General features: G+C 36.5%; 14 protein-coding genes. 6 read left to right on the top strand and 8 right to left on the bottom strand.

The annotated features are described in order from the left end of the window. Positions 1 to 4: 4 nt before the first annotated feature. Positions 5 to 877 (top strand): NAD(P)-dependent oxidoreductase, encoded by an 873-nt coding sequence (locus tag QLG01_RS14475; RefSeq protein WP_282496806.1) that lies wholly within the window; start codon positions 5 to 7, stop codon positions 875 to 877. A gap of 154 nt (positions 878 to 1,031) precedes the next feature. Here QLG01_RS14475 and QLG01_RS14480 read toward each other — a convergent pair whose 3' ends face one another. Beyond that, positions 1,032 to 1,496 (bottom strand): hypothetical protein, encoded by a 465-nt coding sequence (locus QLG01_RS14480; protein ID WP_250374208.1) that lies wholly within the window; start codon positions 1,494 to 1,496, stop codon positions 1,032 to 1,034. 864 nt (positions 1,497 to 2,360) lie between these two features. On the opposite strand from QLG01_RS14480, the gene QLG01_RS14485 reads away from it, so the two are divergent. The 3 genes from QLG01_RS14485 (at position 2,361) to QLG01_RS14495 (ending at position 4,423) form a co-directional block, all read left to right on the top strand. Beyond that, the gene (locus QLG01_RS14485) at positions 2,361 to 2,630 is read left to right on the top strand and encodes a YARHG domain-containing protein (RefSeq protein ID WP_005304919.1); all 270 of its coding nucleotides are present in this window, start codon (positions 2,361 to 2,363) and stop codon (positions 2,628 to 2,630) included. 17 nt (positions 2,631 to 2,647) lie between these two features. Further along, positions 2,648 to 3,061 carry an HIT family protein gene (locus tag QLG01_RS14490; protein WP_282496807.1) on the top strand — a complete coding sequence of 138 codons (414 nt, stop codon included), beginning with the start codon at positions 2,648 to 2,650 and terminating at the stop codon, positions 3,059 to 3,061. Positions 3,062 to 3,316: 255 nt separating this feature from the next. Further along, entirely contained in the window at positions 3,317 to 4,423 is a 1,107-nt protein-coding gene (locus QLG01_RS14495; protein ID WP_049836563.1) for a porin, read from the top strand. 108 nt (positions 4,424 to 4,531) lie between these two features. Here QLG01_RS14495 and QLG01_RS14500 read toward each other — a convergent pair whose 3' ends face one another. Both QLG01_RS14500 and QLG01_RS14505 read right to left on the bottom strand, forming a co-directional pair. Then, complete coding sequence (locus tag QLG01_RS14500) at positions 4,532 to 5,125, bottom strand: YidB family protein (protein WP_049836562.1); 594 nt, start codon at positions 5,123 to 5,125, stop codon at positions 4,532 to 4,534. A 99-nt stretch (positions 5,126 to 5,224) separates the two neighbouring features. Then, positions 5,225 to 5,686: a DUF6231 family protein gene (locus QLG01_RS14505; RefSeq protein ID WP_005304907.1), complete on the bottom strand. Its 462-nt coding sequence runs from the start codon at positions 5,684 to 5,686 to the stop codon at positions 5,225 to 5,227. 39 nt (positions 5,687 to 5,725) lie between these two features. On the opposite strand from QLG01_RS14505, the gene QLG01_RS14510 reads away from it, so the two are divergent. After that, complete coding sequence (locus QLG01_RS14510) at positions 5,726 to 6,595, top strand: DUF2797 domain-containing protein (RefSeq protein WP_013198021.1); 870 nt, start codon at positions 5,726 to 5,728, stop codon at positions 6,593 to 6,595. Between the two features lie 35 nt (positions 6,596 to 6,630). Here QLG01_RS14510 and QLG01_RS14515 read toward each other — a convergent pair whose 3' ends face one another. Genes QLG01_RS14515 through QLG01_RS14530 form a run of 4 tightly spaced genes read right to left on the bottom strand, consistent with a single transcriptional unit; the run spans position 6,631 to position 11,664 of the window. Further along, a complete protein-coding gene (locus QLG01_RS14515; RefSeq protein WP_013198022.1) occupies positions 6,631 to 7,749 on the bottom strand; it encodes an ABC transporter permease in 1,119 nt (372 codons plus the stop codon). A gap of 4 nt (positions 7,750 to 7,753) precedes the next feature. After that, the gene (locus tag QLG01_RS14520) at positions 7,754 to 8,878 is read right to left on the bottom strand and encodes an ABC transporter permease (RefSeq protein WP_199944588.1); all 1,125 of its coding nucleotides are present in this window, start codon (positions 8,876 to 8,878) and stop codon (positions 7,754 to 7,756) included. Positions 8,879 to 8,888: 10 nt separating this feature from the next. Further along, positions 8,889 to 10,652, bottom strand: coding sequence for an ATP-binding cassette domain-containing protein (locus tag QLG01_RS14525; RefSeq protein ID WP_013198024.1), 1,764 nt, complete (start codon positions 10,650 to 10,652; stop codon positions 8,889 to 8,891). Further along, entirely contained in the window at positions 10,645 to 11,664 is a 1,020-nt protein-coding gene (locus QLG01_RS14530) for an HlyD family efflux transporter periplasmic adaptor subunit (RefSeq protein ID WP_282496809.1), read from the bottom strand. The genes QLG01_RS14525 and QLG01_RS14530 overlap by 8 nt, the downstream gene beginning before the upstream one ends. Before the next feature lie 118 nt (positions 11,665 to 11,782). Between QLG01_RS14530 and QLG01_RS14535 the strand changes: the two genes are divergently transcribed. Next, positions 11,783 to 12,430, top strand: coding sequence for a CerR family C-terminal domain-containing protein (locus QLG01_RS14535; RefSeq protein WP_013198026.1), 648 nt, complete (start codon positions 11,783 to 11,785; stop codon positions 12,428 to 12,430). Here QLG01_RS14535 and lpxB read toward each other — a convergent pair. Then, positions 12,427 to 13,602, bottom strand: coding sequence for a lipid-A-disaccharide synthase (gene lpxB / locus QLG01_RS14540; RefSeq protein WP_282496810.1), 1,176 nt, complete (start codon positions 13,600 to 13,602; stop codon positions 12,427 to 12,429). The two genes, QLG01_RS14535 and lpxB, sit on opposite strands and share 4 nt — an antisense overlap. Positions 13,603 to 13,637 lie beyond the last annotated feature (35 nt).

A 13,637-nucleotide genomic window follows, 5' to 3' on the forward strand; every position in this document is an offset into this window, starting at 1 on the left:
GGTCATGAGTCAATCTGTTGCATTTATTGGTCTGGGTGCAATGGGCTACCGTATGGCAGCGCATTTACCAAAACACTTCGATACTGTCTATGTATGGAATCGAAATTTTGAAAAAGCCAAACAACATGCAGCAGACTATGGCACTAAGGCTGTCTCATTAGAGCAAGCTGTACAAGCAGATATTATCTTTTCATGCTTACCGACAAGCACTGATGTAGAAACGCTAATTAGCAATGTAGAAATTAAATCTGGAGCAATCTGGATAGACTGTACCAGCGGGGTTCCGGACTCTGCCCTTGCATTAGCTAGCTCATTAAAGCAATTAAATGTTGATTTTCTGGATGCTCCAGTAAGCGGTCAAACCGTAGGAGCTGAAAATGCAACTCTGACTGTAATGGTGGGTGGTGATGCAGCAGTTTTCGAACGCGCATTACCAGCTCTACAAGCGGTAGGAAAATTAATTAAACATGTCGGTGAGTCTGGCGCTGGATTTGCAGTAAAAGCAGTTAATAATATGCTACTCGCGGTTAATCTTTGGTCTGTTGCAGAAGGTTTCAGTGCTTTAAAAGCGCATGGGGTAAGCTTGAACGAAGCTTTAGAGTGCATTAACGCTTCAAGTGGTAAAAGTCTGGTAACAGAGACTATCTTCCCACAGCGTGTATTGAGTCGTGAATTTCCAATAACCTTTGGCTTACCTCTTCTTGCCAAAGACACAGGAATTGCTTTGGATTTAGTCAAGCAAGCAAAGCTTCCTGCCCCGCTTTTGTCTTTAACGCAAAGTTTAATCCAAGCTGCTCACTTAACTGCTGAAGATAACAGTGACTTCTCTGCGGCAGTTAAAATGTATGAAGCGTGGACAAAGATTACATTAGAGTAAATTTAATCTTTTAGAGGGCTGCCTATTAAACTTAATTTTAATAGGCTCACTAAGAAATACTATGAAACCTTAAACATGCAAACTCATTTCATTCATTACGAAATTTTTTGTATATATGGAATCACTAAGCAACTGAAAGATTATTATTTTTATACTACGTAGGTACTTTATTAACCTTTTTATAATCTGAGGATCTAAAATAATTTACAATCATTTGCGCACTTTTTTCGGATACAACCTTAGCTTGTTCCATTTTTGCTGAATAAGGATTGGCAAGCATACAGCTGGGAAGCAAAGTATTAGTAAGTGGTGGAAACTTTTCTCTTCCTCCTAATGTTATTTTTTCAATAAAACTAGCCAACCACATAATATATTCTCCTTTATTTTTATATGTTGGCATTAAACTGATATCGAGTTTGGCTGAACATTCATTGGCTGGCTTATTTAAACATTCTTCGAAATCAATAAAGTTATATTTTAATTTATATGAAGTATCTTTTATCTCTTGTCGGATCATACTAACTAAGCGATTCAAGTGCTCAATAATATCCTCTGAGAAAAGCTTTTCTTCTTCAGATTTTTTATAAACTCTTTCAGCAACGAGTAAAAACTGTGACATTCTCTATTTCCTTTTAATCCTGTCTCCGATAAATAATCAGATCCTTTAAGGAAGTATGATGAATATAACATTGCTATATGTAAGTAGGTTAGACTAAAAAGTAACCACCATAGTAAAAGTGAAAGTTGTATGCGAAATGCATCACATTAATTAAACATATAGCTAATTACAACTCTCAATAGTGAGGCTAAATTAATATATTTCGAAATAACTTAAATAAAAAAAACCCATCTCAATTTTAGAAATGGGCTACAAAAACAAAAAACTATCAAACGCAGCAATTTAAGGACTATATAATAGAAGTTAAAACATGCAAAATCAATACATCTTTCACTTGAAGTGTAAAATAAGATTACTTTTGGCCTATTAATATTTTACAGCTTAAAAGAAAAAGCCCATTTCCGTCTAAATTAAAATGGGCCCAGTGAATTCCACTTAATCCTAAAAACACAAACTGTGATAATTATCACGTTTTGTGTTTTTGATGATGTCATTGCTTATCCCCTTTTTCATTGACCTAATTTCAAACTTCATCTGTCTATTTAGCAAATGGAATAGGCTATAAGTTCTCATCTTTTTCTAAAATTTTTTATATCTGATTACCTCAATCAGAAGCATATTTTTATATTGCCAATGAAAGTTAAAAGTGAATTAAAAAGAATCAAATTCTAAAAAAATATATATAATTTCTCTTAAGTTTATGTTTTTATTTGATTTTTATAAATTATTGATATCTAAAGTTTTTATTTGTTTTATGAACAAATTATCACCCAAAATGACATTTGAGTAATTAATAATCATTGAAATATTGGTAATAAACCTTATATTGAGTACAGGTTCATACCTTTAACTGAGGAAACGCTCATGAATAAATTTATGGTTGCAGTCTTTACTGGCATGGTGAGCATGGCTGGTTTAAGCGTTCAAGCTGCAACGCCTGAGCAAGAATGTCAGAAATTGCAAGACGACTATAATTTGATTTATGCATCAAAAGGCTTTTGTTTTAAAGATCCTGATGCTAAAGAAAAATATGGTAATGAAAACTGTCATACGACAAAACCAAAGTTTTCTGACAAAGAGCAACAACGTCTTGATGCTATTAAAGAGCGTCAGAAAGAATTGAAATGTAAATAATTTTAAAGGACTAATACATGGCATACGATGATCAAAATATCTTCGCAAAAATTTTACGCAATGAACTTCCAGCGATAAAAATCTATGAAGATGATCAAGTTCTAGCTTTTATGGATATTATGCCTCAAGCCGATGGTCATACATTAGTTATTCCAAAAACACCTGCTGTAACCCTGCTTGATTTACCCCCAGAAGCAGCCTCATATACCATCCAAATTGTTCAGAAAATTGCGAAAGCAATGGAAAAAGCCTTCAATTTAGAAGGTATTGTCTTGATGCAACTTTCTGGAGCAGGAGCAGGACAAACTGTTCCGCATGTTCATTTTCACCTTATTCCTACAAATGTGCATCAACTTGGAAGACATGCTGTAGAATTAGGCGATCAAGAAAAAATTAAAGCTTTAGCTGAGAAAATTAAAGCAGCTCTTTGATTTTTAAAATATTAAAGCGGAGTTTTGACTCCGCTTTTTTTCGTCTAAAAAATATAAAAACCTAAAATAATTAATTTATTTCTAAATTTTAATCGTCATAAAACTGTCATTTATTTTTCACGCCTCTGTCACAAAGTTTGCCGATACTGCTTAGCAAGTTGGTGAGCTTTTGTAACTTTTTGTACATAAGTCAACTACAAAATAAATAGTTAACTAGGCATACGCCATTTTTAAATACCTTTTGGAGAAATCTCAATGAAGAAATTGCTACTCGCTGCCGCAGTTGCAACTTTGAGCATAAACGCGGTGCAAGCAGCGCCAACTTTGTATGGCAAACTAAATGTTTCTATTAACCAAGTTGATAATAAAAATTTCGATGGTAAAAGTGATGTTACCGAAGTTAACTCAAACTCTTCTCGCATTGGGGTAAAAGGCGAAGAGAAATTAACTGACAAATTATCTGCTGTTTATTTAGCTGAATGGGCAATTTCTACTGATGGTTCAGGTTCTGATACTGACCTTAGCGCTCGTAACCGTTTCATCGGTTTAAAAACTGAAGGTGTTGGTACTTTAAAAGTAGGTAAATACGACTCTTACTTTAAAACTGCTGCTGGTGGTAACCAAGACATCTTTAATGACGATACACGTTTAGATATTACCAATATCATGTACGGTGAAAACCGCTTAGATAACGTAGTTGGTTTTGAATTAGATCCAAAATTATTAGCTGGTTTAACTTTCAACATTATGGCTCAAACTGGTGAAAGCACCTCTGACAGCAAACAAGGTGAAACTGGTAAAGACAGTAAGAATGACAGCTTTGACTCTGTGTCTACTGCGCTTGGTTATGAAAATAAAGACCTTGGTTTAGCAGTAGCTGCTGCTGGTGACTTTGGTATTAAAGGTAAATATGCTGCTTACGGTTTGAAAGATGTTTATACAGATGCTTACCGTGTAACTGGTTCTTATGACATCGCAAAATCAGGTTTTGTTGTAGGTGCTTTATGGCAACATGCTGAACCTACTGATGAATTGACTGCATATGGTCAATCATATAAATCAGATGGTTCAATCGATAAAGCTGGTAAAGCTTACCGCGGTTTAGAGGAACAAGCATATGCAGTAACAGCTGCTTATAAAATTCCTAACACTAAACTTAAAGTGAAAGCAGAATATGCTTCAGCTGAAACACAAGTAAGTGGTCAATCAGATCGTAAAATCGACTTGTACGGTTTAGGTCTTGATTACCAAATCAACAAGCAAGCTCGTTTCTACGGCATCGTTGCTCAACAAAAACGCGACTGGTTGAATGACGATGACAAGCAAACTGTTGTAGGTACAGGTATCGAATATAACTTCTAATTAGTTATTTTTGATTCATATCTAAAATAAAAGGGCTAACGCCCTTTTATTTTATTGTTCAGATTAAAAAAACCGATATTTTTATATCGGCTTTTTTTACTTTGTAGCTTATTTTAAGAAACCACTTACAAGATTCATAACGTTTTGAATGTCTTGGTTTGCTTCTTGATGATCGGTACTTTCACCCTGAGGTGTTAATGAGTCAATGACTTGAGGTAAGACTGAAGCAATTGCACCGTAAACTTGCTCTTTTGGAGCTTGAGCTTGCGCAGCAACTTGCTCAATGTCAGCTGGATTAAATAAACTCTGCAATTGTTGAGTAGGAACTTCGCTATTACTTTGATTTGGATCAACCCAGCTTTGAACTTGATTACCTAAACCTGCACCTTTTAGCTTTTCTAAAGCAGCCTGCAAACCACCTTGTTGTTGAACCCAACCTAAGATTAAAGGTACAACTGCAATTAATAAACTTTGTACGCCACCACCTGCTTGAGGTGCGTTATTATTATTTCCAGTCACTTGACCTAATACAGAACCTAGTACGCCTCCAAGACCACCTTGTGTGCCAGAAGAAGTATTGCCCCCCATTTGTCCGAGTACTGAACCTAAAATTCCACCTAAACCACCTTGACCTGATGCTTGCTGGTTCCCACCTAAAGCCTGCTGAGCCAAAACTTCTACAATGTTGCTTAAATTTGTCATGTGTAACTCTTATGTATGGTTTATACACGAGCATACGCGGATTCTTGTGAAGACAGCAAAAGCCAAATTGTTAAATTTTGAAAGAGATTTAGTGCTCTTTTACCAGCGGAATTTATTCCAGTTCTCTGGGTTTGCCCAGAACTTTGAATTAAACCAATCTGGAACATGCTTATAAGTCAAGATGTTAAATTGCCATAAAGCAAAATCACTATCATGTGAAGTTTTATCAATGAGTTGCGTGAAACCTAAAGAACGTAATAACTGTTCATCACTGCGTTTACTCACTACAACAATTCGCTTTGCTAATAAATCTCTTAGCTTCACTAATAATTGTGACTTTTGTAGTTCAGTTATGTTCTGCATTTCATCTGTATCAAACAATACAAAACCCAAGTCATAACGCTGAGTAAAAGGCAGACTTAAAAGCTCAGTTACGGTAAAATAGTGCCATTGAATTGCGTTATTCTGGTCAATTTTCTGGCCAATACAAAGTGCAGTATGAATGGGCTGTTCGTTTGATAAATCGTCTAGCATAGAAGTGATGACATTTTGTTCAGCCATAACTGCAACCCTTAATTGAAAGATGTGAGTTTAAACTTTATGGAACTACAAGGCATTTGCCATAAAATGCATGCAGGCCTAAAAGATGCTAGTGTAACTGATCAACAGACAACCAAGGCAAATGTTGAATACAAATTTGTATTAGACCGTTCAGAAATTGATCTTCCTTTTAATTTAGGACAAGAACTAGAAATCGAATGGACAGGTAATATTTATTGCACTTCTTGTGGCACTAAAACACCAAAATCTTATTCTCAAGGCCACTGCTTTAAATGCTTTAAAACTAAAGCAGAATGTGACCTATGCATTATGAAACCTGAAACATGCCACTATCATTTAGGTACATGTCGTGAAGATGACTTTGCCCACAATGTTTGTTTCCAACCTCATATTGTATATTTGGCAAATTCGAGTGCTTTAAAAGTGGGTATTACTCGTGTTAGCCATATGCCAGGCCGTTGGTTAGATCAAGGTGCAACACAAGCCTTACCAATTTTAAAAGTTGGATCCCGCCGTTTATCTGGTCAGCTTGAAACTATGTTTGGTTCTTTAGTTGCTGACAAAACTGACTGGCGTAAACTCCTTAAAGGAGAAGCTGAACCTCTAAAACTGACTGAACAACGTGATCAGTTAATCGAAGAGTTTGCACCGAAAATTCAAACTATTCGTGAGGAATTCAGTCAAAACCTTGAATTTAACGAAACGGTTGAACTACTAGAAAATGAATTGCCACGTGAGTTTGTTTATCCAGTTGAACAATATCCTGAAAAAATTAAGTCTTTAAACTTAGATAAAACACCAAAAATTCGCGGTGTATTACAAGGTATTAAAGGTCAATATTTAATTTTTGATATCGGTGTTATCAATATCCGTAAATATACAGGTTACGAGCTGATTGTACGTGCTTAAGTAAGTTTTAAAGCCCCTAAAATGGGGCTTTTTAATTAAGATAATCTGTTTCTAAATAACCAAGCTGCCAAAGGTAAAGTGACCAGTCCAAGTATGATCATTGGAATAAAGTTGAATTTAACTTGTGCAAAGCTTGCACCTTCCAAATAAACTCGTTGTACCAAGTTAATTCCAAACCTTAAAGGATTTGCGTACGTTGCTATTTGTAGTGCTTCTGGCATGTTTTCTACAGGAGTTAATAAACCTGAAAGCAACATTAAAGGCATAATGATTAAAAACGTAAATAACATAGCTTGTTGCATATTTAAAGATAATGCCGAAATTGATAAGCCCACACCAACTACAGCCACATTAAAACTCAATAAACCAAAATAAAGCAGCCCTATAGAGCCATTCATGGGAATTTTAAACCAGAACAAAATAATCAATAAAATAATGGTTGATTGCATCAGCCCTACAAAAATTGGCGGTAAGGCTTTACCAATCATAATTTGTAATGGTGTATACGGTGTCACTAATAACTGATCAAATGTACCTTGCTCACGTTCACGCGCGACTGATAAGGCTGATAAAAGTAATGTTTGCATCATACTTAAGGCTGCAATTAATGAGGGCATTAGGCTCCATCGAGACTCTTGATTTGGGTTATACCATGTTCTTGTTTCAAGGCTAATCGGCAGAGCTGAGTTAAATTTTTGCTGATTAAACTGACCAACAATTTTATTTAGATATGAACCAGCTACAACAGCAGTTGATGAGTTCCTGCCATCAACAATCACTTGTATAGATGAACTTTGGTTATTATTTAATTTACTCTCAAAGTCAGACGGTATCGTAATTACAACCAGTGCCTGACGATTATCAATAACTTGTTTGATTTGATCGGTATATTCAAGTGTTGCAACACGCTTAAAAATACCAGAACCATCTAATTTTGAGATGAGTTCATGTGAGACCTGCCCATTGCTCTGGTCTAAAATTGCATAATCGACATGGTTAACATCATAAGTAGCAGCATAACCAAATAAAAGTGCTTGCATGAGGGCTGGTACAAATAAAATGACTCTATTTGCAGGGTCACTAAAAATGGTTAAGAATTCTTTTTTGACCAAAAAACTTAAATGTTTTAGCCAAGAGATTAGTTGCTGCCACATAACTTTATCTCAACCGTTTTTTCAGTGAAAAGTTCACAGCACATATCAAAACAACGATATATCCCAACAGAAAACCGCACTCTTTAAACCATAACTTCCAATCATCACCTCCCATAAATAAGGTTTTAATTAAAATCATAAAATGTGTAGCCGGTAGTAACTGACTAATAATTTGCACAACCAAAGGTAAGTTACGGGTATCAAAAACAAATCCTGAAAGCATAAGTGCGGGCATAAAACTTGCCAATAAAGCAATTTGACTTGCCTGAAACTGACTTTGAGCAAAGCCAGATATAGTTAAACCAAGTAATAAAGAAACAACTAAATAGAGAAATGAAGCCGATAAAATTGAAAATAATGAACCGCGCATAGGTACTTCAAAAATAAAATATGCAGCAACAATACAGATCACGATATCAATCATGCCGATCACCACATAAGGAATGAGTTTTGCTAATACAATTTCAAATGGCCGTACAGGTGTGACAAATAAAGCTTCTAGAGTTCCCCGTTCCCTTTCACGGGCAATAAGTAAACCAGTTAAAAATGCGCCAATTAAAGTTAAAATGAGTACCATTAAGCCAGGGACTAAAAACCAAGTACTGTTACCAGATTCGTTAAACCATATTCGTTGTTCAATATTAACGGCACTTGACGTTGCTAATATTGGGCTACGGTCAAACTGTATAGACGGCGCGGTAGCTAAAGCACCTGCAACATATCCCTCTAGAGCTGTTGCTATGGTAGTGGATGTACCATTTAATAATAGTTGAACCTTGGCATTACCTTGCTGTACCTGACTGGCAAAATCTGAATGAAAATGCAAAATAGCATCAATTTCGCCATCTCTAATGGCCTGCTCTGCTTCAGGCAAATTATGAAACTCTTGACTGGCTAAATATCGTGAGCCATTTAAACCAGCTAAAGCCTGATTGATCTGCGGTGAAGACTGATCGACAACAACACCGACTCGGGCCTGATTTAAGTCAAAGGAAAGTCCATAACCAAACAGTAGAATTAAAATAACAGGCAAAACGAGTCCAATCCCGAGGCTGCTTTTATCACGAATGAGCTGCTTAGTTTCTTTACGAACTAATGCTGTCAGCCGATTCCAAAATCCAAAGCTCATTGTAGACCTCCTAACCAGCGTGCCTTAACGCGCGTGCTTGTTCCACAATTGCTATAAAAGCCTCATTCATGTCAGCAATATGTTTATCTTTACTTGCCAATTTACGGACTTGTTGGGGAGAGCCTAAGGCTAATAACTTTCCAACATCTTGTATGGCAATGCGGTCGCAATACTCTGCTTCTTCCATAAAGTGCGTGGTAATAATGATGGTAATGCCCTGATTTGCCAGTTCACCAATGCTGTACCAAAATGAACGCCGTGCAAGCGGGTCAATTCCGCTCGTGGGTTCGTCTAAAAATAAAATTTCTGGTTCATGTAATAGTGCAGCAGCCATTGATAGCCGTTGTTTATATCCACCCGGTAAATCACCACTTTTACTATGAGGCTTTAAATCGTATTGCTGTAAGGCTTTATCAATTTGTTGATTTAGTTTTTTGCCAGATAGCCCATATGCTCCACCAAAAAACTTCAAGTTTTCTAAGACAGTTAAATTGCTATACAGTGCAAATTTTTGAGAGACATACCCCACTTTGGCTCTTGCCTCAGCACGAGCTGTCCGTAAATTTTTACCAGCAACTTCCAAATACCCGCTACTTGCCGGTAGTAATCCACATAACATTCGAAATGTTGTCGTTTTACCCGCGCCATTGGGCCCAAGTAATCCAAATATTTCGCCACGTTGTACAGTAAATGATGTATTGGCAACAGCAGTAAAATCTCCAAAAGTTCGGACTAAATCTTTAACTACAATGATAGGTTGCTCTGACTTGGAATTATTGTTTTGTTCTAATTGAAAAGCTTGCTCAGAAATAGGTATATGTTTTGGTTGCTTTTGAGTCTGCTGTAACAACAACATAAACGCATCTTCAAGTTCTGCTGGTCGCACATTGGCTTTTAGCCCTTCAGGTAAAATATCGGCTGATAGCTCTTTTTGACGACTAATAAAGTTTACTTGTTCACCCTTTGGAACAGCATCAATAATCTCTACATGGTTATCAAGTAACTGGGCTTGTAAGGTCCGAGCCTTAATCAGCTCTGAAGGTTTTATATTCCACGTTTGTCCACTTACTATTTCTTTTAATTGTTCAGGTGAACCTTGTTTTAAAATTTTGCCTTCGTGCATGATATACACGTGAGCACATTTTTCTGCTTCATCCATATAAGCAGTACTTATAATTACGCTTAAGTTTTCTTCTTGAACAAGCTGTTCAATAATGATCCATAAATCCCGCCTTGATAAAGGGTCCACTCCAACACTAGGCTCGTCAAGTAACAGTAACTCTGGGGAACGAACTAAAGTACATGCCAGCCCTAGTTTTTGTTTCATCCCACCAGAAAGTTGCCCAGCTAGGCGTTGAGTGAATTGAGTAAGATCCGTTATTTCCAATAAGCGTTTAAACCTTTGCCCCCGTACATCCTTTGAAACGCCATGTAAGTCGGCATATAAATCTAAATTCTCTTGTACGCTTAAGTCTTCATATAGTCCAAAACGTTGTGGCATATAGCTAATACGGTCTTGTACAGCTTGCGGATTTTTACTTACTTCAATTCCAAGTACATTTAATGAACCAGAAGTCGCTTTATATAATCCTGCAATTAATCTTAATAAAGTTGTTTTTCCCGAGCCATCCGGACCTACCAAAGCGGTAAGTTCTCCGTTGTTAATTTGCATATTCAAATCAACAATTGCCGTAATTTCTGCTGTCTTTTTACTCTCAGCCTTAAAAGTCATGAACAAATTTTGAGCTTGAACCACTACTGTTCCATCAGTCATGAGCTTTTTCACCTGAAGCAAGTGGCACTTTTACAGACACAGGTTGGCCCATGTTCAATTGATCACTCGGATCATTTACATACACTCGAACCTCATAAACCAGTGTTGTCCTAATCTCTTCGGTCTGTACTGTTTTAGGGGTGAACTCTGCCACTGAAGATATATAACCAATTTTTCCATTAATGGGCTGATTAGAATCAGAATCACGAATAACTTGGGCCGTGCCACCCATCTTGATAGAACTTAAATCTTGTTCATTTACATACACACGAATCCATTTGGGATCGGTCAAAGTCAATGTATAAACGGCCTTTTGCGCAGTTGTCATATCCCCAACTTCTTGTAACCGAGCTCTTACCACTGCATTTACAGGAGACTTTAGTTCAGCTTGAGTAAGGTTATAGTTAATTAAATCTAAATTAGCTTTGGTTACTTCATACTGTGCTTTGGTCGCTTCACGATCTTCTTGTCTAGCACCTTTAATGATCAATTCTAAATTAGCTTGTCTTTCACGGACTGCTGCCTCGGCACTATCTTTATTACTTTTGGCATAGTCGAGCTCCTGTTGGCTAATTGCCCGACCATCAGTACTACTTACCAAAATTTGTAAGCGTTGCAGGTTTTTATTGGTTTTATCAAGCTCAGCTTGGGCAGATGCAAGTTGTGCTTTTGCTTGAGTGATTTCTTCTGGGCGAGCACCCACATCTTGTTTAACAATTGCCTCTTGTTGAGCTTTAAGTTGTGCTTGAGCTTGCTTTGCCTGAATGTGTAGTGCATTGGTATTCAGAGTCGCTAGTACTTGCCCTGCTTTAACTTTATCACCCTCTTGTACTAACAGTTTTTCTATACGACCAGACTGTTCAAATGCAAGTGAAACTTGGCGAATATCAACATTTCCATATAATGTTAATACATTATCTTTTTGATTTTTATTATTATATTTCCATGCCCAAAAGCCGATGATAACCACAGCTATAACAACCAAGACGACGACAATCAGTTTTTTATTCATCTTATTGGCCTTCTTATTAAATTCAAATTTTATTAGTTTAAATTCAATTTAAATTTAAATTACTCCAATCTTTGAATAAAAGATATACTTTTATGGTGAATCAAAGTTAGGGTTAAATATGTCCAGATCTAGACGAAGTGATGGTGACTTAACCAAGTCCAAAATTATTGAGGCAGCAGGACCTTTAATTGCCCAATATGGTTTTGCAAAGACAGCGAACAAAACAATTGCTAACGCTGCGAATGTTGATTTGGCTGCAATTAATTATCACTTTGATGGTCGAGAAGGGCTGTATCAAGCTGTGTTAGTGGAAGCTCACGCTCACTATCTAGATGAAAAATATTTACTAGAACTTGTTGAAAGCACTCAGTCACCAGAAGAAAAGCTAAGCTTATTACTTGAGACCTTGCTGCATAAATTAACCGAAAAAGATGTTTGGCATGGCAAAGTCTTTATTCGTGAACTCTTTTCACCTTCTGAGCATTTATTAAATTTTATTGAACTTGCAGGTATGAGGAAATTTTTTCTTATTCGTAGGCTCATTAGTCAAGTTGCTGGTTTAGATGAAAATGATCCAGCTGTTTTGCCTTGTATTTTAAGCGTGATGACACCTTGCATGATGCTCATTATTGCCGGACCTAATGCTCAAGCACCTGAGCCGCTTAAAAATATTGCCCAGATGCCATTACATGATTTAGTTGAACATTTTAAAAAATTTTCATTAGCAGGATTAAAAGCAATTAGCCAATCAAATCTTAAAAATTAGCGATTCAAACATTGCAAAATGGCTTGTACCGGATCTTCTGTATTTCCAGAAATAAGTTGTTTATGCATGGTTAAATGTTGCATCACTTGAATTTGAGCTGTCTCAACATTCATTAGTTTTTCTATTTCACTTGCTAAATGTTCTGGTGTGGCATCAGCTTGAATCAGCTCTTCAATGACTTTCTTACCCGCAATAATATTAGGCAAAGAATAATAAGGAATTTTCACCAAAAGCTTAGCAATTATATAGGTCAACCAATGCAATTTATAGAAAGTGACCATTGGTCTATGCATGAGCATGGCTTCTAATGTTGCAGTCCCAGAAGCTAAGGCAATGATATCACTTGCATTCATGACCATACGGCCAACTTTAGACTCACTATCTGTATTTTCTAAAATATGAATTACAGTTTTCAAATTAGGCGCTAATTGTTCAACACCCTGCTCAATCTGTTGTTTCCGTGCATCGTTAATTGCGGGAATTAAAAATTGAATATCTGGATATTTCTTATGCAGAATATTGGCAGTTCCAAGCAACATAGGCAAAAGTCGTTCTACCTCACCTTTTCGGCTACCTGGTAACAAAGCAATATGTTTTTGATTTTCATTAAGACCTAATTGCTGTTTGGCAATTTGAATTGGGTTCTCAAGTGGCAATTGTTTAGCTAATGGATGACCTACAAACGCTGCTGGAACTTCATATCGTTCATAAAAAACTTTTTCAAAAGGAAATAAGCAAAGTACTAAATCTATACTCTGTTTAATGCCATGAACACGTCCTTGACGCCACGCCCAAACTGAAGGACTGACATATTGAACTGTTTTTATTGGAAGATTCTTTTCTTTAATACTTTTAGAAAGTCTGAGGTTAAAGTCTGGCGCATCAATACCAATAAAAATATCAACTGGATTTTGAGTCCATTGGTTAATTAGACCATCCCGCACGGCGAATAATTTTTTTAAGTCTTTTAATACCTCAACAATCCCCATCACAGACAGAGTTTCCATTGGGTAATAACTGTTAAAACCTTCAGCAATCATTTGAGGACCACCGATTCCCTCAAATTCGGCATCGATTCCTTGTTCTCGAAAACTACGCATAAGTTTCACACCAAGCGTATCTCCAGAAACTTCCCCAACTACAATGCCTATTTTAAGTTTTCGGTTTGCCAAGGTGATTTACCCAAGAATTTGAAATAATGCATTCT

The sequence above is a fragment of the Acinetobacter sp. V89_4 genome, from assembly GCF_029967875.1.
GTDB lineage: Bacteria > Pseudomonadota > Gammaproteobacteria > Pseudomonadales > Moraxellaceae > Acinetobacter > Acinetobacter oleivorans.